The organism is Pseudomonas sp. PS01299 (assembly GCF_029960145.1).
GTDB classification, from domain to species: domain Bacteria; phylum Pseudomonadota; class Gammaproteobacteria; order Pseudomonadales; family Pseudomonadaceae; genus Aquipseudomonas; species Aquipseudomonas putida_A.
Genome location: NZ_JASCPO010000025.1, coordinates 13,266 through 33,658, shown reverse-complemented (window position 1 = coordinate 33,658; position 20,393 = coordinate 13,266). Strand labels below are relative to the sequence as shown.

Genomic DNA, 20,393 nt, shown 5'->3' with positions numbered 1-20,393 from the left:
CCTCAAGCTGTGGAAAATTCGGATGACCCGGTGGGACATTTCCCAAATCCCCTGCGAAATAATTGCCTGCCACAGCCGGAGAAGTGATCCGGTCTGCTTTTCGCGTAGGTCATTTCCTAAGTTGTACTTCAGCTCTCTACTCGGCCATGGCTCTCGGCGAGAATCCCCGGCCGCCCCTCCTGTAGAGATCCGCCCATGTTCGAATCAGTCAACGAGCCGTCATTTCGTCTCGATGTAACGGGGCTGCCCGAGCCCTTCGAGGTGCTGGCCTTTACCGGAAGTGAGGGCATCAGCGAACCCTTCGCCTTTGATATCGATCTGTTGATCAATGATCCGCAACTTGACCTGGCCGGCCTGCTTTTCCGCTCGGCGTTCCTGCAGTTCGGTCCCGGACACAATGGCCTGAGCGGGCAATTGCAGAGTGTCGTTCAGCATGAGCACGATCAGGGCGCCCGATTGTGTCGAGTGACACTGGGACCGAAGCTGAGTTGTCTGGCGCTGCGTTTCAGTCAGCGGATCTTCAGCAGTCAGTGCGTGCCGAAGATCCTCGCGCAGGTGCTCAAGGAGCATGGGATCGTTGGTGCGCAACGGCGTTTTGATTTGCAGTGCGAATACCCGGTGCACACTTTCTGCACCCAGTACCGGGAGTCGGACCTGCAGTTTGTGCAGCGGCTGTGCGCGCAGGCGCGGATCCACTACTACTTCGAGCACCGGCCGGACGGACACTGTCTGGTCTTTGTCGATGATCCAGGGCGTTTTCCCGTGGCCGGCGCGGCGTCTGTGGACGATGGCGCGAGCACCCCGGCGGTAAGACGCTGGCAGATGCAGGTGGACGCCAGCGATGTGGACGCGGGTTCGGCGCAGGCCGGCAAAGCTTATGGCCACAGCGATCTGCCGACCTTGCGCGCCGCGCAGTGGCTGGCGTTGACCGCGCATCCGTTTGCCGAATGCAACCGCCGCTGGTTGCTGAGCCGGATCGAGCATCGTGCTGATCCCGCCAGCGAGCCGGCTTACAGCAACCGGATCGTCGCCGCCGCCCAGGCGCAACTGCCGACATTGACGAGCACCTGTGCCAGGCCGCGCATGCACAGTCTGCAACGTGCGTGGGTGGTGACGGTCGATGAACCGCAGCCCGACGATCAGCGGCCGGTGGCGGTGCAGTTCGACTGGCTTTATCAGGGCGAAGGCGCTGCCGCCAGCCATTGTTGGCTGCCGCTCGCAGCAGCGTTGAGCGACGCCTCACTGACATCGTTGCGTGAAGGCGTTGAAGTGGTGGTGAGTTTTCATGAAGGCGATCCGGATCAGCCGGTGATCAGTGGTGTGCTGCAGGAGCCGGCGGTGATCGAAGACTGCGAAGCGCCATTGGCGCTGCCGGACGTGCTGCCGAGCGCGGGCCTGGCGCAATGGCTCAAGTCTGCCGAACCGCTGTTGCTGCTGTGTCTTATGCCCGGCGGCGGCAGTTACAACCACTGCACGGCGTCGATCTGCAGTTGCCGATTGGTCGCGTCGCTGGATCAGGACGGCGCCGCTTGAGCGGCGTCGGCTTTGCCCCGCAGGTACAGTGGCTGTTGCTCGATGGCGCCGATGCGCAGCAGGCGCTGGCGACATTGCGCCAGGGGTTCGCCAGCGTACGTTGCACGCGGCTGTTCCAGGGCACCGAGTTTCAAGCGGTAAGCGAGCACGGTCCGCTGCTGGTCGACCTGCATGACTGCCCGGCACTGGCGGCGCTGTGTCAGCGTGATCCGCAGACCTGGCGCGGGTTGTTGTTCGCCAGTGATGCCTCGCAGGCAGTAATGCTGAGCCACCTGCGCCGGATGCTGACGGTCTCGTTCGGGCTCAATCACCGTGCCTTGCTCGGTTATTACAACCGCCAGACAGCGAGTTATTTTTTCGACGCCTGTGACGCCGCCGACTTGAGCCGCTGGCTCGGGCCGATCCGGCTGATGCGCTGGTTCGGTGGCACCTGGGCCGACCTCGCCATCGGCAGTCAGGGCTGGCAGCAACTGCGCAATCCGCAGTGGGCGGTCGAGCCGTTGGGGATCGACGAAAGCCTTACCCATCGTCAGCGCGAACGTTTGCAAAGTTGCCTGTTGGAACACCACATCTGGCGCTGGTGCCAATCACTCGGAACCGACTACACGCGGATGGCCTCCCATGTGCAGGAGGGGCTGAGCCTGGGTTTCAGCGACCGTACGGTGCTGGATGGCTGGTTGTGGCTACGCTTGCAGCATCCGCGGGCGCAACTGCCGGGCGTGCCGGACGGGCTGAGCCAGCAGGAACGGCTCGAGCATGTGCGGCGACAGTGGCAGAACGATCAATCTTGAGGTGCGACATCCATGACAAATCCTCTGTGGCAGCGGTTCGGCGCAGTCCTCGGCGGGTTTCTGCTGCTGGTGCTGACGGGATGTTCCCCGGTCAAGGTGCTCAATGCGCTGACCCCCGCCGACACGTTTCACAGAACCGCCGGGATTGCCTATGGCGATGATCCTCGACAGAAGCTCGACGTCTACGTGCCGCGCCAGCCGCTGGAGGGCGCGCCGGTGGTGGTGTTCTTCTACGGCGGCAGCTGGAATAGCGGTGATCGTGGCGATTACGCGTTTGTCGGCGAGGCGCTGGCGTCGCGGGGGATTGTCGCGGTGCTGGCGGATTATCGGCTCTACCCGCAGGTGCGCTATCCGTTGTTTCTTGAAGACTCGGCGCGGGCGGTGGCCTGGACCCGGGCGCATATCCGCGAGTTCTCCGGCAACCCGCAACGCCTGTACCTGATGGGCCACAGTTCCGGCGCTTACAACGCGGCGATGCTGGCGCTGGATCCGGGGCTGCTCGGTGCGGTGGGCATGACGCCAAAAGACCTCAGCGGCTGGATCGGCCTGGCCGGTCCGTATGATTTTCTGCCCATCAAGAATCCGCAGGTGCGTCCGGTATTCTTCTGGCCGGACTCACCGCCGCAATCGCAGCCGATCAACCACGTCAGGGCGGGCGAGCCTCCGGCACTGCTGATCGCCGCGACCAAGGACAATCTGGTCAACCCGACGCGCAACACCGCAGGCCTGGCGCGCAAACTGCGCGAGGCGGGTGTACCGGTGCAGGATCTGTACTACTCGCGCCCCAGTCATGTGACGCTGGTGGCGACCCTGTCGCGGCCACTTCGGCGACTGGCGCCGGTACTCGATCAGGTCGTCGCGTTCGTCAAACACACACCGGCTCAGTGAGCGGCACCGCTGAACCAGCCGTCGTTGCGCCGCAGCCACAGGGCCAGTGCGCCGAGGGTCAGGCTGCGCAAGACCATAAACAGCAGGAACGTTATCCACAGCCCATGATTGCCCAGTCCCTGTAATGCCCAGGCGAACGGCAGCAGCAGGGCGACGGTCAGCAGCATGCCGTTGCGCATCTCCCGGGCTCGAGTGGCGCCGATGAACAGGCCGTCGAGCAAGTAGCTCCAGACCGCAATCAGCGGCAGTACCGCCAGATACGGCAGATAGATGAACGCGGTATCGCGCACGCTCTGGATGTCGGTCTGCATCTCGATGAACAAGTGTCCGCCCAACAGAAACAGCGCGGCAAAACCGAGGCTGGCCAGCAACGACCAGCCGCCGGCCACCACCAGCGAACGGCGCAGGGCGAGCCGGTCGCGGGCGCCGATGGCGTGTCCGCACAACGCTTCGACCGCATGCGCCAGACCGTCCAGCGCATGCGCGGTCAGCAGCAAACCGTTGAGCAGCAGAGCATTGGCCGCCACCGTGGCATCGCCGAGCCGCGCGCCTTGCACGGTGATCAGGAAAAATACCGATTGCAGCGCCAGGCTGCGGATGAAAATGTCGCGGTTGACCGCCAGCAGCGGGCGCCAGCTCTGCCACACCTTCAAGGCCGTCCAGGCGATGTGCCCGGGATAGGCGCGCAATGCGCCGCGGGTAAGCCACAGGCCGAGCAGGGCGCCGCTCCACTCGGCAATCACCGAGGCCCGGGCGGAACCGACCACCCCCCATTCCAGGCCAATCACGAACCACAGATTGAGAGCGATGTTGATCAGGTTGGTGCTCAGCAGAATCGCCAGCGGCGCCCGGGCGTTCTGGGTTCCGAGGAACCAGCCGACCAGGGCGTAACTGGCCAGCGCTGCCGGCAGCCCGAATAACCGGGTGTGGAAGAACTCGCGGGTCAGTTGATCGAGTTCGGCCGACGGCTGCATGAAGTGCAGGGCCACGCCGCTCAACGGCACGCCGAGAGTGCCGAGCACGATCGCCAGTCCCAGCGCCAGCAGCAAACCCTGCAACAGAATCTGCCGTAACGCCGCGCCGTCGCTGCGCCCGGCGGCCTGAGCGGCAAACCCCGTAGTGCCCATGCGCAGAAAGCCCATGGCCCAGGCGAGAAACGTGTAGAGGCTGGCGCCGACCGCCACTGCGCCCAACTGATGGGCGTGGGGCAGGTGGCCGATGACGGTGCTGTCAACCAGCGCCACCAGCGGCACGGAAATATTGGAAAGAATCATCGGCGCGGCGAGCGCCCAGACCTTGCGGTGAGTCGGGCGGTCGCGCCAGTCGGCAATCAGGTTGGACATGCGGGCTCCTTGGGGGAGCGGGGATTGTAGCGATTCATGCGATCTATTGTGGGAGCGAGCTTGCTCGCGAAGGCAGTGTGTCAGTCAAAACAGCTTTTACTGATCTGACGCTTTCGCGAGCAAGCCCGCTCCCACAGGGGAAGAGGGGGTGTCAGTGAATAATCCAGCTCAACAACCACAACCCCAACAGCAGCCAGATGATCCCGGCAATGATCGACGCATTCATGAACGCGCGAATCGCCGACCACAGCAGCATCAGGCCGACGATCAGCGCGAGGATGCTGATGATCGAAGTGTCCATGCCCAGCGTCTTCGCCAGGCCATCGACAAAGTTGCCGCCGGCGTTGCTCAGAATGTTGAACAGGCCGCTGAGGCCGTCGACGATGAAACGGATGATCGAACCGAGTGCCTGGCCGAGCCATTCGAAAAAGCTTTCTACCTGCATGTGTGCATCCTGATGAAAGAGCTGAGCCTTGGGCCACCGCGCGGGTGGCCGAGTTCCCTGCAACTATAGAGGGTTTGCCTCAATCCTGTGTGGGAGCGAGCCATGGCCGCTTGCGTTCAGCCGACATCCCCCCGAAGCTATACGCCTTCAGGAGAGCCCGATGAACCTTGTTGAACTGACCGAACGCCTGCACGCCATTCGCGACCGCAATGACTGGCGGCAATTTCACAGCCCGAAAAACCTCGCCATGGCCGCCAGCGTCGAGATGTCCGAGTTGGTGGAGATTTTCCAGTGGCTGACCGAAGACCAGTCACGCCAGTTGCCGGCGGACAAACTGGCGCATGCCGGGCAGGAAGTCGGCGATATCGTCCTGTATCTGTTGCTGCTGTGCAGCGAGTTGGGGCTGGACATGAATGAAGTGGTGCGCAGCAAGCTCGCCGACAGCGAACGGCGGTTCAGCTGATGAGCGACCGGCATTTCGATCAGTTGGCGACCCGGTTCGCCGAAAAAATCTACGGTGGCGCCAAAGGCGCGATTCGCCTCGCGGTGTTGCAGGCCGACCTGGCCGAAGCATTGCCGGACCGACCGCTGCGCGTGCTGGACATCGGCGGCGGTCTGGGCCACATGTCGCTGTGGTTGGCCGAGCGCGGCCATCAGGTGACCTTTACCGAACCGGCTGAGCCGATGCTTGAGGGCGCCCGTCAGCGCTTCGCCGAAGCCGGGCAGAGCGCAACGTTCATTCAGGCGCCGTGGCAGGAGCTGCTCGGTCAGCTCACCGAGCCCTACGATCTGGTGATCTGCCACGCGGTGCTCGAATGGCTAGCCGAACCTCACGCGATCCTGCCGGTGCTGCATCAACTGACCAAGCCCGGTGGCTGGCTGTCGCTGGCGTTCTACAACCGTGATGCGCTGATCTACCGCAACCTGCTCAAGGGCCATTTCAAGAAAATGCGCAAAAACACCATGGCCGGTGAAAAGCAGAGCCTGACCCCGCAGCAACCGCTCGACCCGCGGGAACTGGCAACGCAACTCGAAGGGTTGTGGCAGGTCGAAACCCAGAGCGGGATCCGGGTTTTCCACGACTACATGCCGGTGGAATTCCAGGCCCGCGCCGAACTGGTGGACTTGCTGGAGATGGAACTTGCGCACCGTCGTCACCCAAGCTTCGCCGGGCTTGGGCGTTACTTGCACTGGATCTGCCGGCCGATCTGATCGGAGCACTACATGAAAGCTCAACTCGGGTTATTGCTGATCTGTCTGGGGTTGGCCGCCTGCCAGGGCAGCAACCCGTATGTCGCGCAGTCGCGGCCGTTGCCGCCGGCGCCGCCGCAAGCGGCCAATACGTTTGATCGCAGCGCCTACCCGGCGCCGACACGCGATTACGGGCGCTATCGCAGTTGGGCCTGGCTCAACGGGCAGTTACCGCCGGGCACGGCCTGGGCCGACTCGGCGCAAGTGGCTGAAGCCGTCAGCAATGCGCTGGATCAGCGTGGTCTGCGGCCGTTGCACGACAATCGTCCGGCCGATTTGCTGGTCAGCGCCAATCTGCGTCTGGAAACCCGCTTGCGGCAGGTGCAGGACGATTACGGTTACGGCGGATACAGTGGCTATGATCGCTACGGGCGCGGTTACGGCATGTACAACACTGTGCCGATTGTTCGCACCTATCAGGAGCAGGTCGTGGTGGTGCAGGTCAATCTGTTCGACGCCGGCACCGGTCAACCGGTGTGGAGCGCCAGCGCCGAAACCGCCAATCAGGGTAGCCAACTGGTGCGCACCGACGCCATTCGCGAGGCTCTGGAAAAAGCCCTGTCGGCGTATCCGCCGAGCTAGACTTCAGGTGAGAACGCTTCGCAGGTTCAGGCCTTCAACCGGAGAACAACCATGTTCCGTCGTCTCGCTTTACTGGCCATGGCCGCGCTGCTCAGTGCCTGCGCTGCCAACCAGGTCAATCACGACTTTGACGCCAGCCGCGATTTCGCCGCCTATCGCAGCTGGAGCTGGAAAGAACCGGCGCTGCAATATCGCCCGGATGATCCACGGATCAAGAGCGACCTGACCGAGCAACGCATCCGCCAGGCCGTCAGCGATCAACTTGATCAACGCGGCTTGCGCCCTGCCGCTGCGGGGGCCAAAGGCGACCTGAGCGTGCAAACCTACCTGATCGTCGAGGATCGCCAGCAGCAAGTGACCACCAACTACGGCGGCGGTTGGGGTGGCCCGTGGAACGGGTATTGGGGCGCGCCGATGTACAACGAAACCCGCAACATCACCTACAAGGTGGCAACGATCCAGATCGACCTGCTCGACGGCAAGGACGGCAAACTGGTGTGGCGCGGCAGCGATGAACAGATGCTCAGCAGCACGCCCAATCCGCAGGATCGCAGCAACGCAGTGCGCGAAACCGTCAGCCGGATATTGGCCAACTATCCACCGCGCTAGTTCGCTGTAAAAAAAAAGGGAGCCCAAGAGGCTCCCATTTTTTGCCCCACCACAAATCTCCCTGTGGGAGCGGGCTTGCTCGCGAAGACGGCGTGTCAGCCACATCCATGTTGAATGACACAGCGCATTCGCGAGAAGACGAGGTCTGCAGGGTTTTGTGCAGCACCAAATGGCGCGTTGCCACTAGCGCCGTCTACACTCAAATCCACCATCGGAGGTAGCGCTCGGCAACGCGCCGGCAAAGGAGTGCGCCATGTCGCCTCGTACGCAGTTCAACGGCCCGGCCCGGCAACGCGGGGCGATCGGGTTGATGGCGGCTGCCACCCTCAGTCTGGCGCTGGTGTTGATGCTGTTGGTGGTCGACACCGGTCGGTTGTACATGGAGCAGCGCAAGTTGCAGCGGGTGGTCGACAGTGCGGCGCTGGAAGCGGTCAGTCGCGGCGGCAATTGTCAGTCAGGCCTCAGTGCAGCCACTTATGCCGGGCAAAGCGCAGTGCGCAATGGCTACATCATCGATAGCAACAACACCCTCGCGACGACCTGCGGCAGTGTGCAGACCGCGGCCAGCGGCCTGCGTGCGTTCACCGTCGATGCAACCCGGTCGAGCGCAATCAAAGTGGACGCCAGCCGCACGGTGACCACCAGTTTTGCCGGCGGCGTACAGGCCTTGTTCAGCGGCTCTGCGGTCAGCCTGAACACCACGCTCAACGCCTCGGCCGTCGCCGCGCAGCCGACCCCGACGGTTGCGCAACTGAACATCCGCAGTATGCTGGCGAGCATCAACACCGCCCAGTCGAACATTCTCAATCCGCTGTTCTCCGGGCTGCTCGGCGGCAACGTCAACCTCACGGCACTGGGTTGGGACGGTCTGCTCAACACCGACATCAACCTGCTCAGCTACCTCAACCAACTGGCGATCAACCTCAACGTCGCCGCCGGCAACTACACGCAACTGCTCAACACCCAGGCCACGGTCACCCAACTGATTCAGGCGGCCGCGACGGTGGTGCAGCTCAATGGCGCGACCGCGACGGTGATCACTGCGCTGGGTCAGCTGCAGGTTGCGGCGATCAATGCTGCGCCGGTCAAACTCGGCGACATTCTGCAGTTGCAGACCGGCACCACCGCCGCCGGGCTGGATGCCAACCTGCAACTGCTGCAACTGATTCAGGGTGTGGTGCAACTGGCCAACAGCAAAAGCGCGGTGGCCGCGACCTTGCCGATCAGCGTGCTGGGGCTGGCGAATGTCACGGTGCGGGTCAAGGTGATCGAGCCGCCGCAGTTTTCGGCGATTGGTGATCCAGCGCGGGCCAAGGCCAATCCGTTGGGGGCGGACCGGATTTATGTGCGCACGGCGCAGATTCGCACCTTCATCTCGGTGAATCTGCCGGTATTGAGTGGGGTGGCTGGGTTGACCAATGCCGTGCTCGGATTAGTGGGTGCCTTGACGCCGACTTTGAATGCGCTGCTGCACCTGGATCTGGCGGCCACATTGAACTCAGTTCTCTGCCTGCTTGGAGCCGGTTGCGAGCAACTGGCCCCGAGACTCCTGCCCTCTCCGGAAATCGATATCAGTCTGGATGCGGGCGGTGCTCAAAGCTATGTCACGGATTACAGTTGTCCGACAGGTACGACTGGAGTAAAGAGCCTGACTGCCCATACCATCACCTCCATTGCCGATCTCAAACTCGGCAAGATCGATCCGTCCAACGCCTTTTCCTCGTCCGCCGAACCGACGGTCACGCCGTTGCCGCTGATTGATCTGGGCATCGAGACTTGCTACGGGCTATTCGGCTGCGACGCGAGCAGCCACGTTCAGTTCGGGGCCGGAGGAATCGGGATCATGCTCGACACCAGCGTCGCGAAAAACACCCAGGATCTGCTGTTTTCCAGCGTGAACGCCAGCGTTCCACCGTTCAATACACCGGCCAACCTCAAGCTGCTACCCAGCGTGCAGTCAGCGGCACCAACCACTGACATCGTTGGCAGCCTCGCCGGGACTCTGGCCGGCATCAACCTGACTGTCTACAAACCGCAGGGCAGTAATCCTTTGGGCTCTATCGTCACCGGGGTCGCTTCTTTGATCAGCGATGTCACCAACAAATTACTGCCGGTGGTCACTAACTTGCTGGCACCTTTGCTCGACCCCTTGCTCAACAATCTGCTGAAAAGCCTGGGCATCAACCTTATGGACGTCGACGTCGGTGCCAACATGACCTGCGGCCAGACCGGCAAGGCCTATCTGGTGATCTAGGCGTCCGGTGCAATCGGCAACTCGATGCAGAAACGTGCGCCCTCCAGCGAGTTGCGCACGCTCAAATGACCACCCATGTTTTCGATGATGCCGTAGCTCACCGACAGCCCCAGCCCGGTGCCGACGCCCACCGGTTTGGTGGTGAAGAACGGTTCGAAAATCCGCTCCAGCAAACGCGGCTCGATGCCGCCGCCGTTGTCCTCGACCCACAGCCGAACCTTGTGCTCGCCGCGCTCGGCATAAATCGAGATCCATGGCTTGAACGATGAGTCTTTCTCGCGTTTGCCGAGCAGCGCATCGCGGGCGTTGACCATCAGGTTGATCAGCACCTGCTCCAACTGATCGACGTAACCGCGCACCTGCACGCTGAAAGCGGTTTCGCTGATCCGCAGGTCGACGCCTTTGCCGCGCATGCCTTCGGCCAGCAACGACAAGGTGCCTTCGATGGCCGAGGCCGGGTTGAACAGTTGTTGCTCGATCTCCGAACGACGGCCGAACACGCGCATGTGATCGACCACTTTCGCGGCGCGCTGCACCTGGGCGTCGATGCGATTGAGTTTGTCGGTCAGATAGTCGATCTGCACATCGCCGTTGCCCAGGCGCTTGAGCACGTTGACGATGGCCATGCGCATCACGTTCAGCGGCTGATTGATTTCATGGGCCAGACCAGTGGCCATTTCGCCGAGGGTGGCCATTTTTGCGCTTTGCGTGAGTTGCTGCTGCGAGCGCCGCACCTCGGTGTTATCGCGGCCCACGGCCTGCACTTCAAGCAGGCGCCCGTGTTCATCGAACACCCCGCGATCGGACCACACCCACCATGCATGTTCGCGCCCGGGTAATTGCAGGCTGATTTCGGCAGTGCTCACTGGTAGCTCCGGGGTCAGCAGTGCCAGACGCTGGATGAAGGCGGCGCGTTGTTCGTCGGACATCCAGCTGCCCAGATCTACCCCCGGCAATTGCTCCGGGGTGCATTCCAGATAAGTCGCCAGCGGCCGATTGCCGAAGGTCAGCGTCAGGTCCGGGCGATAACGGCAGATCATCGCCGGAGAGTCTTCCACCAGAATCCGGTAACGCTCTTCGCTGTGTCTGACCTGTTCGGCGGCGAGGGTCGCTTCGGTGACGTCCAGCCACAGCCCGACGGCTTCGACCGGCAGACCAAGATCATTGCGCAGCAGTTTGGCTTCGTCGAGCAGCCAGTGGTAGTCGCCGCGTGCGTCGCGCAAGCGAAAACGCGCACGCGCCGAGCCTTCGCGCAACAGTTGCCGGGTGCGAGCGAAATACAGCTCGCGGTCTTCGGGGTGAATCAGTTGCACCCAGTCGGCGGCGCAGCCCTCGGCCGGCGTCCAGCCCAGCAGCGGCTGCAGGCTGGCGCTGAAAAAGTCCGCAAGCAACGCACCTTCGACGTAGCGCTGCACATAAATCACTGCCGGCGAACTGGCGATCAGGTTATCCAGCCGCGCATGGGCGGCTTCGGCGCGTTGCTGCTGGTTGCGCGTGTCGCTGATGTCGAGCATGAATCCCACCAGCCGCCGCTGTTCACCGCTGCCGGCGACCTGGCCCTGAACGCGATACCACAGGGGCGTTTGTCCGGGGCCGCTGCGGTGCAGGCGAACGCACAGGGTCAGGGGCTCGCCGTGCAATTGCAGGGCATGCAGGCGGCTGCGCAGTTCTTCGCGGTCGGCCGGATGAATCAGTGCGAGCCAATCTTGCAGCGAGATGCGAGCACGGTCCGCCGGCAACACATCGAGCAGCGTAGGCGCCAGCAGCATGTCGTCGCCAAGCATTTCCCACCAACCGGTGCCGAGCAGGGTCTGCAGCGATTCCAGGCGTTCGGTGTAGTGATGATGTTGCTGTTCTCGCAGGCGGCTGAGCAGCGGGCCGGCCAGTGCGCTGGTCAGGGCCATCCAGTCGCGGTCGTTCAGGTGCGGGGCGGCAATGTCCACGGTGTAGAAGCCGCAGAGCAGCCACGCCACCACCCCTCGATCATCGCTGTAGGGCACGGCGAACCCGTCGGCGTTGCCGAACGTGGCCTCCACCCGCGCGTGGTCGTACAAGCCATGATGGGCGCCGAGGCGTTGCGGCGCGCTGCCGTTGAGGCTGTCGAGCGGCGTGCCCAGACGTTGGCCGTCCTGCCACAGCAACGGCGCGTCGTGGGCGCGATATTGCTCGTAGATCTGCCAGCCCTGCTCCTGTTCGTCGAGCAGGGCGAGAGCCAGACACGGGATATGCCAGCGCTGGGCGATGGCCTGCAGTTGCTCGCTGAGCACCAGCGGCAAACGCGTCAGGCTACAGACGCGCAGGTGTTCGCTGATCTGTCCGGCAAGTGCCTGACTGGCTTCACGGTTGCGCGACTGCTGGCGCTCCAGCAGCAGGTCGCCGATGTCCATCAGTTGCAGCATCCAGCCGTCGGCCGAAGGCTGTACCCAACCGCGCAGGTGCAGGGTCTGATCGCTGAGGCCGGGAAAATCCAGATCGAGTATTTGCCCTTGCCAGTCCTGCGGGCGGCCTTCAATTGCCAACGTACTGTGCGCGAGTAAATAAGCCGACAACGGCAGCGGCGAGTCGTGGGGTGGCTGTTGCGCGAGTTGGTGGCGCAACGGCCCGGCGATCTGCAATACGCCGCCGTCGTGGTTCAGTTGCAGGTGCAGGCCCAGCGGCGGTGCGCCGAGATGATCGGGCAGTTCGTTGGCCGGCGGTGGCGCGCGCTTGAGCAGGCGCCCGAACAGATTGTCGCCGGCGGTCAAAATTTCAGGCTCGACGCCGCGGAGAGGGTGGCGGGCAGACTCGGCACTGCACCCACGCCCGGCAGCACCAGAAATGGAATGACCTGATTGAGCTTGCTGGTGGGGTAATCGACTCTGACCGTCAGCGTACCTTGAGTGGCGTCATACACCGCCGAGGTATCGACGCCGACCACCAGGTTCAGCGCGGATGGCACCCACTGCAACTGTTGGGTCAACGCGGTGTTGGCAGTGCTCACCACCACGGAAGCATAACCGGGAGTGTTGGGGTCGACTGCGACGCTGCGGCGCACCGCTTCAGATGTCGCCTCGTTGAAAGTCTGCATCAATATAAACGGCAGGCTGTAACTGACCAGCGCGTAGAACACGGCGAAAAAAATCACGAATACCAAGGCGAATTCGATCGCCACTGCGCCTGCCTGTGATTTTGCGAAGCCGGTTTTCATGAGTGCGTCTACCCTGACTTTCACTGCGTAGTATCAGCATAGAATCATTCAGCAAAATCGGATGGATTTAACCGGATGCAGAGTTTAGTTCTCCTGATCTGGCTGGCCCTGTGCGCCGCCCAGGATGCCCGGCAACGGCGTATCGCCAATGTGCTGACGTTCGGTGCAGGAGCGCTGGCGCTGATCCATTTGCTGGCGACTGGCACCACCTGGTTCGGAGCCGATGCGCAGCAGGGATGGTCGGCCGCCGCGATCGCCCTGATGTTGACTGTTCCTGGGTATTTCATGGGCCGGATGGGCGCAGGCGATGTGAAATTAATGACAGCCATGGGCCTTGCGACGAACGGTTTATTCATTCTTTGTGCGTTTATCGGCGCTGGTATCGCCAGTCTGCTGTGGCTGCTCGTTGCGCCAAGAGTCTGGCTTCATATGAGTCAATGGCTTAGAGAACGTCTTCGATATTTAGAGCCAGGAGCGTCAAAGAAGCTGCCATTTGCACCGTTCGTGCTGGCAGGTGTATTGGCTTCGATACATTGGATCCATTAGTCGCCAGATGCCACTAGTCCTATGTACATAGTCGGAAAGTGCGTCTACTTTCAAATGAAGTGGTTACATCGCCAAAGTGCAGAAAAAGTCAGCTTTGGCCCGAGCAATGGAGTGGTTCGTGAACAAGCTTACGTCGGCGGTAAAAGTGCTCGTGGTCGATGATCAACCGTTGATCGTCGAAGAATTGTGCGAGTTTCTCGAAAGCAGCGGGTACCGCTGTGTGCCGTGTGAATCCAGCACTCAGGCGATCGAGCGTTTCAGTGAAGACGCCGAAATCGGTCTGGTGCTGAGCGACCTGCATATGCCGGACATGGATGGCATCCAACTGGTGCAGGAGCTGCAACGCATCAGCGGCAAACACCGGGTGTTCGAAGCGATCATGCTCACGGGGCGCGCCGACAAACAGGACGTGATCAAGGCCCTGCGTGCCGGGATTGCCGACTACTACCAGAAGCCGATCCAGCTGGATGAACTGCTCGAAGGCGTGAAACGTCAGGAAGCGGCCCTGCAAGAGCGGCACAAGAATGTCCAGTTGGGACACCTGAACCAGAAGCTGCAGTTTCTCTCGGAATCCATCGACGATCTCTACCAGGATCTGGACAAGGTCCGGCGCAATCCGGCGGCGGTGGTCAAAGACATGCTCGGCGGCGACGGCGCCGAAGCCGAGCAGGAGATTCCGGCGATCTTCAATCAGCTGTCACCACGGCAACTGGATGTGGCGCGGCTGGTGGGCAAAGGGCAGACCAACTATCAGATCGCCTGCGAGTTGGGCATCACCGAAAACACCGTGAAATTGTATGTCTCGCAGGTCTTGCGCCTGACCCATATGCACAACCGCACCCAGTTGGCATTGGCGCTATCGCCCAGTGCCTCGGCCGCCCGTCAGCGTGTGACCGCACACTGATCCCACTTGCCTGCCCTTCGCGGGCAGGCAGTCAATTCTGCCAAAAATACCTTGAGCGATTATCCGGCTTGCGTCTTGGGTTTGGGGAACAGATTGTCCAGGGTTTCCAACAGGCGCACGTGGTAGATCGGCTTGCGAAACAGATCCAGCACCTGCAGACGCAGCATGTCGCTGACGTCCTCCATGTCGGCATGTCCGGAGGTCACGATCACTGGAAGATGCTGGCGTGAAGTGTGCTCGCGCAGGCGTTTGATCAGCGACATGCCGGACTCCTCCGGCATGCGCAGATCGGTGATCACCAGCGCGATATCCGGATGGCGGGTGAGGTGATGCAGGGCGAGTTTCACCGAGGTGGCGGTGTGGCAGACAAAGCCCTCGCCCTCCAGTAACTCGGCCAGCTCAAGCAACGCGTCCTCTTCGTCGTCAACCAGAAGCAACTGTTGGCGGGGGAGTGAGGAAGCAGTCATGGGCAGTCCCTGAAAAGCTGGAAGTGAGATCGAGTGTAGCGCGACATTCGCCGGACGCGACTCACATCAGGGGGTTTGCACCGGAGCGGTTTGCGAGGCTCCACCGAGCGCCACCAGAACATTGTTGAAAATCGCAAATATCTTCGCGCCCAATGGGGTGATGAATACCACCACGACGACCGCGACCATCGCCACGACAATGGCGTATTCGATGGCTGACGCGGCTTCCGTACTGGCCAGAAAGGACCTCAGGCGCATGATCAGGTATTCAAGGATCATTGACATTCTCCTTAGTTACAACGGGAGATCGGACCTGTGAAATCCGATGACTTGCCAGTGCCTGAGCGCTGCTATGGGTGAGCATGGGACCGGGCACTGGAAGAGGGGCAAGGTTTTTGATCAAGGTGTCGGTCTGACCTGCGTAGCGCCACCGAGTTTGGTCAGTACCAGGTTGAAGATGGCCAGCACCTTGTCGCCGATGGGCGTCACAAACACCACGACCACGACCGCCACCATTGCCACCACAATCGCGTATTCGATGGCAGATGCGCCTTCTTCACTTCTGCACAGCAGCCTGGCCCTGGCCAGTAGATAGTCGATGATCATCCGAAACATACGTCCACTCCTTCGCGCCTCTGGCGCCGATCCAACGCTACAGCGGCATGCTTTCACCGTGCTATCAGAGCATTGTCAACAAACCCCCGGTCAACAACTGTAAGAACGGATTAATCACAAAGGATTAACCAGAACGTTAGTCGAGCCAAACCCTGCAGTTAATTGGCCAGGACTCATACTTTAGTGAGTTATTTTGCTGTCAGTAATGGCGTTTTGTCTCGGATCAGCTAGCTTGGAAATAGCGAAATCGTTGCATGTTCATAGCTGCCTGATCGCGAAAAATTCTCTCGGCAGGAAGTACAGGCTGTCGGTGCAGTGAGGAAAGGGAGAGCCGTCATGAACAGTCGCGTCACCATGGGGCTTGCAGCCGTTCTGCTGCTGGGGGCAATCGTCGTCGGCTACTGGGGCCTGATGCTCAGTCGGCAACCGGCTCCCGTTGCCCAAGTGCCTGCCGCCCCGGCAGTCGCCATGGAAAAAACCGTGGCCGCCGCCGAAGATCAGACCCGCCAGCCAGTGGTCGTGCTGTTGCACGATGTGCCGCCGTTCACGCCGCTCACGGCTGCCGATGTGGCGGTGGAGAAATTGCGCAGTGCGCCAGCCGGCAGCCTTTCCAGTGTCGAGCAAGCGGTGGGTCGCACGCCGTGGCGGCACTTGAGCGCAGGCACCTGGCTCAACGACGAAAGCTTTCAGGCCGGTGGCTCACTGGCGCGGATGATTCACAGTGATGAGCGTGCGCTCACTGTGGCCGTGGACGAAGTGATCGGTGCCGCCGGGCAACTGATTCCCGGCGACTACGTCGATGTGCTGCTCTACCTGCGTCAGGACGCGAGCAATCTGCAGCAGTCGGCGCAGATCGTGGTGCCGGCCATGCGCGTACTCGGTGTCGGTGAGCAATACGGCCTGACCAACGACGGCCAACCCGCCACCCCGGCCTTGAGCGCCGACGAAAAACTCAAACAGGATCAACGCCGGATCGCTGCACGCACCGTGGTGCTGGCGGTGCCCGAACAATTGCTCAGCCGGATGATGCTCGCCACTCAGGTCGGCACGTTGCGCCTGGCCGTGCGCAGCAGCGAAGAACAGCGTCTGGCCAAGTACTGGGCCGGTGAAACCCAGTCACCGGCGCATGTGGACAACGCCAACAGCCAGCTCTTCCAGTTCACCCAACTGGCCCTCGGTGCCGCGCCAAAAGCGCCGGCCGCTGGCGGCCATGGCGGTGCGCGGCCGATGGAAGTGATCCGCGGCAATCAGCTTTCCCAACAAGCCCCATGACTGAGCAAGGATCCACGTGCATGCAGAGTCGATTCAGGCCGCTATTAACACCTGTCTTCCGGGCCTTGATACTGATGGGACTGTCGATCAACGCCGCCGTCGCGGCCACCGGCAATTGCTCGGCACTCGGCCGTATGCCGCCGGTGATCGAGATCGGCGAAGGCTTCCAGCAGGACATCCAGTCGCCCGTGGCAATCACCCGCGTGGCCATCGGCGACCCGAAGATCGCTGATGTGCACGACACCGGCAGCGCCTCGTTTCTACTCACCGGCGTGGCCCCCGGCGCCACCAGCCTGATGGTCTGGACGTCGTGCTCCAGTGAGCCGCGCCAGAGCATGGTGTTCGTCAAGGGCAGTGCCACTGCCGCACTGACCAGCGCCAGCAGAATGCCTTCCGATGATCCGATGCTGCCCTCGCAAGTGCAGACCGACATTCGTTTCGTCGAAGTCAGCCGCACCAAACTCAAGGAAGCCACCGCTTCGCTAATCGGTACACGGGGCAATTTCCTGTTTGGTTCGCCCGGTACGTTGCCGCCAATCGATGGCGTGCCGACGCCGAGACTGCCGGTGGATAACGGCCTGTTCAATTTTTCGTGGATCGGCGGCAAGACCATGGCGATCATCAACGCGCTGGAAACCAGCGGTTTCGCCTACACCCTCGCGCGCCCCAGCCTGGTGGCGTTGAGCGGGCAGAGCGCAAGTTTTCTGGCCGGTGGTGAAATCCCGATTCCGGTGCCCAGCGCCGGCAGCGACAACGTGTCGATCGAGTACAAGGAGTTCGGTATCCGCCTGACCCTGACCCCGACCGTGATCAGCCACGACCGCATCGCGCTGAAAGTCGCACCGGAAGTCAGCGAACTGGATTTGAGCAACGCTGTGCAGATAGCCGGCACCACCGTGCCGGCCCTGACCATCCGCCGTACCGACACCAGCGTCTCGCTGGCCGATGGCGAAAGCTTCGTGATCAGCGGCCTGATCAGCACCACCAACAGTTCGCAGGTGAACAAGTTTCCGGGGCTGGGCGATATCCCGGTGCTCGGCGCCTTTTTCAAAGGCTCGCAGATCAGACGCGAAGAGCGCGAACTGCTGATGATTGTCACCCCGCACCTGCTGCAGCCTCTGGCGGCGGACGCGCAACTGCCATCGCTGCCGGGGGAAAAACTGCGCAACTACGATCCGAATTTCTACCGCATGTTCTTCCTCGAAAACGGCAACTTCGACAAACGCAGTGGGCTGTCCCAATGAACCAGAACCTCAGCCAGACTTTTCTGGCGATCACCCGTAACAGCACCGATCTGGAGTGGCTGCAAGGCGCACTCGCGCCGCTGGGCCAAGTGGTGAGCGCCGGGGCCGGGAGCCTGGACGAGTTGCTGGCGCTGGTCGATGTCACCTTCGCCAGCCTGGTGTTCGTCGGCCTCGATCGCGACCATGTGGTGGCGCAGAGTGCGTTGATCGAAGGCGCGCTGGAAGCCAAACCGATGCTTGCCATCGTTGCGCTCGGCGACGGCATGGACAACCAACTGGTGCTCAACGCCATGCGTGCCGGCGCCCGGGATTTCGTCGCCTACGGTTCGCGGGCCAGTGAGGTCGCGGGGCTGGTGCGGCGCCTGAACAAACGTCTGCCCCCCGTGGCGGCCAACACCCAGCTTGGCGGCCTTACGGTGTTGTACGGCACGCAGAGCTATTCGGATGGCGCGCTGCTGGCCAACCATATGGCACAGGTGGTGCAAAAGAGCGGACAGCAGACCTTGCTGCTGGACCTGGGCCTGCCGCGCGGTGACAGCCTGGCGCTGCTCGGGCTCGAGAGCTCGTTCCACTTCGGCGATGCCTTGCGTCACTTGCGCAGGCTCGACGCGACGCTGATCGACAGTGCCTTTACCAGCGCTGAAGCGGGGCTGCGGATTCTGGCGTATGCCAGCAGCGACGAGCCGCTGGAAAACACCAGTGCCGCCGAGCTGTACATGTTGCTCAGCGCCTTGCGCCAACACTTCCAGCACATCGTCGTGAATCTGACCGGGCAGTCCGACAGTGAAGCCTTACGCACGTTTGTCAGCCACTGCGACAAGCTGATCTGGTACACCGATCAGAACGTGCTCAATTGCCGGCGCAACCTCGCTGTACTCAACTTGTGGCGCGAGAAGGGCATGAAGCTCGACCACGCACGTTTGCTGGTGGACGGCTATCTGGGCAGCGTGGCCCCGGATGCTGAAACCCTGGGCAAAACCTTCAACCTCGAAGTGATCGCGGTATTGGCGGCCAATGCCGAAGTGCGCCTGAACGCCAAGAATCAGGGCGTCAGCCTGTTCGAACTGGCCCCGCGGGAAAAACTCACGCAAAGCCTGCGTGCTCTCGGTGAGCGTCTGGCCAAGCGCTCCGAAGGCCTGGCCAAACCCAAAGTCACCTGGTTCGACCGCTTGCGAGGCACCTCATGAGCGCGGAAAAACTGTTCGGCGCGGTGCAGCGCGGCGCGACCGGCAATACCGATCACGAAGGCCTGAAACTGGTCCTGCACCGCTACATCATCGACGCCATCGAAGAGTCGGGGAAAAACCTGCTGGAGGGCTCGCGCCAATTGCTGGCGCAGTTTGTCACTGACAAGGTCGCCGAATACATCGCCCGCCTGCACCTGGCGATTTCCCGTTACGAGATGGAGCGGCTGGCCGAAGAAATCGTCGATGAACTCACCGGTTTCGGTCCGCTGGAAGTACTGCTGCGCGATCAGTCAGTGACCGAGATTCTGGTCAACGGCCCGCACCGGGTATTCATCGAACGCGATGGCGTGCTGCATCAGAGTGACCTGCGTTTTATCGACGCGCACCACGTCGAGCGGGTCATGCAACGGATTCTCGCGCCACTCGGGCGGCGTCTCGACGAGTCTTCGCCGATGGTCGATGCACGTCTGCCGGACGGCAGCCGGGTCAACGCGATCATCCCGCCGATCGCGCTCGACGGCCCCTGCCTGTCGATTCGAAAGTTTCGCAAGGACATGCTCAAAAGCAGTGATCTGATGGCGATGCAGACCATCGATCTGGCGATTTTCGAGTTCCTTCAGGAGGCGGTCGGCAAGCGTTGTAACGTGCTGATCAGCGGCGGTACCGGCACCGGCAAAACCACGCTGCTGAACATCCTCAGCCAATTGATCAACCCCCACGAACGTCTGGTGACCATCGAAGACGTCGCCGAATTGCAGCTCAGCCACCCGCATGTTGTGCGCCTGGAAACCCGTCCGCCGAATGCCGAGGGCCACGGCGAAGTCAAGGCCAGCGACCTGATCCGCAACGCCCTGCGCATGCGCCCCGACCGGATCATCCTTGGCGAGATTCGTGGAGTCGAGGTGGTCGATGTGCTGACCGCGATGAACACCGGTCACGACGGCTCGATGAGCACCGTACACGCCAACAATGCCCAGGATGCGTTGCTGCGGTTGGAGACGCTGGTGGGGCTGACCGGTCGCTCGATCGCCGAGCGCACCTTGCGCCAGATGATCTGCGCCGCCCTCGATGTGATCATCCAGCTGACTCGCATGCCCGACGGCCGCCGCTGTGTCAGCGAGGTGGTGGAAGTGGTCGGCATCCGTGAAGACGTCTACGTCACCAACACCTTGTTTCGCCTTGATCGGCGCACTGGTTTCGGCTTCCTGCGCGAAGCGGTAAATCCGGCGGGCGACAAGTTGCGCCACGAGACCCACCTGGGCTGACCGCATGGGA

Annotated in this window: 21 protein-coding genes; 14 read left to right on the top strand and 7 right to left on the bottom strand. The window is 62.0% G+C overall.

Annotation, left to right across the window (positions count from 1 at the left end; genetic code table 11):
- The first annotated feature begins 195 nt into the window (after positions 1-195).
- From QMX91_RS07555 to QMX91_RS07545, 3 genes are read left to right on the top strand one after another with little or no spacing between them, the layout of a single operon-like run.
- The gene (locus tag QMX91_RS07555) at positions 196-1,533 is read left to right on the top strand and encodes a contractile injection system protein, VgrG/Pvc8 family (RefSeq protein WP_134785346.1); all 1,338 of its coding nucleotides are present in this window, start codon (positions 196-198) and stop codon (positions 1,531-1,533) included.
- Positions 1,530-2,324, top strand: coding sequence for a DUF4123 domain-containing protein (locus QMX91_RS07550; protein WP_282412499.1), 795 nt, complete (start codon positions 1,530-1,532; stop codon positions 2,322-2,324). The genes QMX91_RS07555 and QMX91_RS07550 overlap by 4 nt, the downstream gene beginning before the upstream one ends.
- 12 nt (positions 2,325-2,336) lie before the next feature.
- Complete coding sequence (locus QMX91_RS07545; RefSeq protein ID WP_282412498.1) at positions 2,337-3,212, top strand: alpha/beta hydrolase; 876 nt, start codon at positions 2,337-2,339, stop codon at positions 3,210-3,212.
- Here the strand turns inward: QMX91_RS07545 and QMX91_RS07540 are convergent.
- A complete protein-coding gene (locus tag QMX91_RS07540; protein WP_098967040.1) occupies positions 3,206-4,555 on the bottom strand; it encodes an MATE family efflux transporter in 1,350 nt (449 codons plus the stop codon). The two genes, QMX91_RS07545 and QMX91_RS07540, sit on opposite strands and share 7 nt — an antisense overlap.
- Positions 4,556-4,706: 151 nt before the next feature.
- Entirely contained in the window at positions 4,707-5,000 is a 294-nt protein-coding gene (locus QMX91_RS07535; RefSeq protein WP_007963021.1) for a hypothetical protein, read from the bottom strand.
- Between the two features lie 160 nt (positions 5,001-5,160).
- Here QMX91_RS07535 and QMX91_RS07530 point away from each other — a divergent pair, with 160 nt between their 5' ends.
- The 5 genes from QMX91_RS07530 (at position 5,161) to QMX91_RS07510 (ending at position 9,696) form a co-directional block, all read left to right on the top strand.
- Positions 5,161-5,463, top strand: coding sequence for a MazG-like family protein (locus QMX91_RS07530; protein ID WP_007951009.1), 303 nt, complete (start codon positions 5,161-5,163; stop codon positions 5,461-5,463).
- On the top strand, positions 5,463-6,212 hold the full coding sequence (locus tag QMX91_RS07525; protein ID WP_222016751.1) for a methyltransferase: 750 nt from the start codon (positions 5,463-5,465) through the stop codon (positions 6,210-6,212). The genes QMX91_RS07530 and QMX91_RS07525 overlap by 1 nt, the downstream gene beginning before the upstream one ends.
- A 12-nt stretch (positions 6,213-6,224) precedes the next feature.
- Positions 6,225-6,833 (top strand): DUF4136 domain-containing protein, encoded by a 609-nt coding sequence (locus QMX91_RS07520; protein ID WP_210556638.1) that lies wholly within the window; start codon positions 6,225-6,227, stop codon positions 6,831-6,833.
- Positions 6,834-6,884: 51 nt separating this feature from the next.
- Entirely contained in the window at positions 6,885-7,442 is a 558-nt protein-coding gene (locus QMX91_RS07515) for a DUF4136 domain-containing protein (RefSeq protein WP_007963018.1), read from the top strand.
- Positions 7,443-7,695: 253 nt separating this feature from the next.
- Positions 7,696-9,696, top strand: coding sequence for a pilus assembly protein TadG-related protein (locus QMX91_RS07510; RefSeq protein ID WP_282412497.1), 2,001 nt, complete (start codon positions 7,696-7,698; stop codon positions 9,694-9,696).
- On the opposite strand, the gene QMX91_RS07505 is transcribed toward QMX91_RS07510, so the two are convergent.
- Complete coding sequence (locus QMX91_RS07505; protein ID WP_282412496.1) at positions 9,693-12,440, bottom strand: PAS domain-containing sensor histidine kinase; 2,748 nt, start codon at positions 12,438-12,440, stop codon at positions 9,693-9,695. The two genes, QMX91_RS07510 and QMX91_RS07505, sit on opposite strands and share 4 nt — an antisense overlap.
- Positions 12,437-12,883 (bottom strand): TadE/TadG family type IV pilus assembly protein, encoded by a 447-nt coding sequence (locus QMX91_RS07500; RefSeq protein ID WP_134785352.1) that lies wholly within the window; start codon positions 12,881-12,883, stop codon positions 12,437-12,439. Before QMX91_RS07500 ends, QMX91_RS07505 begins: the two co-directional genes overlap by 4 nt.
- 75 nt (positions 12,884-12,958) lie before the next feature.
- Between QMX91_RS07500 and QMX91_RS07495 the strand changes: the two genes are divergently transcribed.
- Positions 12,959-13,429, top strand: a complete 471-nt coding sequence (locus QMX91_RS07495; protein WP_134785353.1) for a prepilin peptidase — start codon at positions 12,959-12,961, stop codon at positions 13,427-13,429.
- A gap of 118 nt (positions 13,430-13,547) precedes the next feature.
- Positions 13,548-14,333 carry a response regulator transcription factor gene (locus tag QMX91_RS07490; RefSeq protein WP_096794830.1) on the top strand — a complete coding sequence of 262 codons (786 nt, stop codon included), beginning with the start codon at positions 13,548-13,550 and terminating at the stop codon, positions 14,331-14,333.
- A 59-nt stretch (positions 14,334-14,392) separates the two neighbouring features.
- Here the strand turns inward: QMX91_RS07490 and QMX91_RS07485 are convergent, their stop codons facing one another.
- The 3 genes from QMX91_RS07485 to QMX91_RS07475 all read right to left on the bottom strand — a co-directional run bounded on the left by QMX91_RS07485 (position 14,393) and on the right by QMX91_RS07475 (position 15,406).
- Positions 14,393-14,800: a response regulator gene (locus tag QMX91_RS07485; RefSeq protein WP_025111740.1), complete on the bottom strand. Its 408-nt coding sequence runs from the start codon at positions 14,798-14,800 to the stop codon at positions 14,393-14,395.
- A 66-nt stretch (positions 14,801-14,866) separates the two neighbouring features.
- The gene (locus QMX91_RS07480; protein WP_134785354.1) at positions 14,867-15,079 is read right to left on the bottom strand and encodes a Flp family type IVb pilin; all 213 of its coding nucleotides are present in this window, start codon (positions 15,077-15,079) and stop codon (positions 14,867-14,869) included.
- 120 nt (positions 15,080-15,199) lie between these two features.
- A complete protein-coding gene (locus tag QMX91_RS07475) occupies positions 15,200-15,406 on the bottom strand; it encodes a Flp family type IVb pilin (RefSeq protein ID WP_102357094.1) in 207 nt (68 codons plus the stop codon).
- Between the two features lie 345 nt (positions 15,407-15,751).
- Here QMX91_RS07475 and cpaB point away from each other — a divergent pair, with 345 nt between their 5' ends.
- From cpaB to QMX91_RS07455, 4 genes are read left to right on the top strand one after another with little or no spacing between them, the layout of a single operon-like run.
- On the top strand, positions 15,752-16,687 hold the full coding sequence (cpaB, locus tag QMX91_RS07470; protein WP_282412495.1) for a Flp pilus assembly protein CpaB: 936 nt from the start codon (positions 15,752-15,754) through the stop codon (positions 16,685-16,687).
- Between the two features lie 20 nt (positions 16,688-16,707).
- Positions 16,708-17,931, top strand: coding sequence for a type II and III secretion system protein family protein (locus QMX91_RS07465; protein ID WP_282412494.1), 1,224 nt, complete (start codon positions 16,708-16,710; stop codon positions 17,929-17,931).
- On the top strand, positions 17,928-19,118 hold the full coding sequence (locus QMX91_RS07460; RefSeq protein WP_098967053.1) for a pilus assembly protein: 1,191 nt from the start codon (positions 17,928-17,930) through the stop codon (positions 19,116-19,118). Before QMX91_RS07465 ends, QMX91_RS07460 begins: the two co-directional genes overlap by 4 nt.
- Positions 19,115-20,383 carry a CpaF family protein gene (locus tag QMX91_RS07455; RefSeq protein WP_098967055.1) on the top strand — a complete coding sequence of 423 codons (1,269 nt, stop codon included), beginning with the start codon at positions 19,115-19,117 and terminating at the stop codon, positions 20,381-20,383. Before QMX91_RS07460 ends, QMX91_RS07455 begins: the two co-directional genes overlap by 4 nt.
- The last annotated feature ends 10 nt before the right edge of the window (positions 20,384-20,393 follow it).

Coding starts and splice junctions, on each gene's coding strand:
- QMX91_RS07555 (WP_134785346.1), top strand. CDS start 196: ATGTTCGAATCAGTCAACGAGCCGTCATTTCGTCTCGATGTAACGGGG.
- QMX91_RS07545 (WP_282412498.1), top strand. CDS start 2,337: ATGACAAATCCTCTGTGGCAGCGGTTCGGCGCAGTCCTCGGCGGGTTT.
- QMX91_RS07540 (WP_098967040.1), bottom strand. CDS start 4,555: ATGTCCAACCTGATTGCCGACTGGCGCGACCGCCCGACTCACCGCAAG.
- QMX91_RS07535 (WP_007963021.1), bottom strand. CDS start 5,000: ATGCAGGTAGAAAGCTTTTTCGAATGGCTCGGCCAGGCACTCGGTTCG.
- QMX91_RS07530 (WP_007951009.1), top strand. CDS start 5,161: ATGAACCTTGTTGAACTGACCGAACGCCTGCACGCCATTCGCGACCGC.
- QMX91_RS07525 (WP_222016751.1), top strand. CDS start 5,463: ATGAGCGACCGGCATTTCGATCAGTTGGCGACCCGGTTCGCCGAAAAA.
- QMX91_RS07520 (WP_210556638.1), top strand. CDS start 6,225: ATGAAAGCTCAACTCGGGTTATTGCTGATCTGTCTGGGGTTGGCCGCC.
- QMX91_RS07515 (WP_007963018.1), top strand. CDS start 6,885: ATGTTCCGTCGTCTCGCTTTACTGGCCATGGCCGCGCTGCTCAGTGCC.
- QMX91_RS07510 (WP_282412497.1), top strand. CDS start 7,696: ATGTCGCCTCGTACGCAGTTCAACGGCCCGGCCCGGCAACGCGGGGCG.
- QMX91_RS07500 (WP_134785352.1), bottom strand. CDS start 12,883: ATGAAAACCGGCTTCGCAAAATCACAGGCAGGCGCAGTGGCGATCGAA.
- QMX91_RS07495 (WP_134785353.1), top strand. CDS start 12,959: ATGCAGAGTTTAGTTCTCCTGATCTGGCTGGCCCTGTGCGCCGCCCAG.
- QMX91_RS07485 (WP_025111740.1), bottom strand. CDS start 14,800: ATGACTGCTTCCTCACTCCCCCGCCAACAGTTGCTTCTGGTTGACGAC.
- QMX91_RS07480 (WP_134785354.1), bottom strand. CDS start 15,079: ATGATCCTTGAATACCTGATCATGCGCCTGAGGTCCTTTCTGGCCAGT.
- QMX91_RS07475 (WP_102357094.1), bottom strand. CDS start 15,406: ATGATCATCGACTATCTACTGGCCAGGGCCAGGCTGCTGTGCAGAAGT.
- cpaB (WP_282412495.1), top strand. CDS start 15,752: ATGAACAGTCGCGTCACCATGGGGCTTGCAGCCGTTCTGCTGCTGGGG.
- QMX91_RS07465 (WP_282412494.1), top strand. CDS start 16,708: ATGCAGAGTCGATTCAGGCCGCTATTAACACCTGTCTTCCGGGCCTTG.
- QMX91_RS07460 (WP_098967053.1), top strand. CDS start 17,928: ATGAACCAGAACCTCAGCCAGACTTTTCTGGCGATCACCCGTAACAGC.
- QMX91_RS07455 (WP_098967055.1), top strand. CDS start 19,115: ATGAGCGCGGAAAAACTGTTCGGCGCGGTGCAGCGCGGCGCGACCGGC.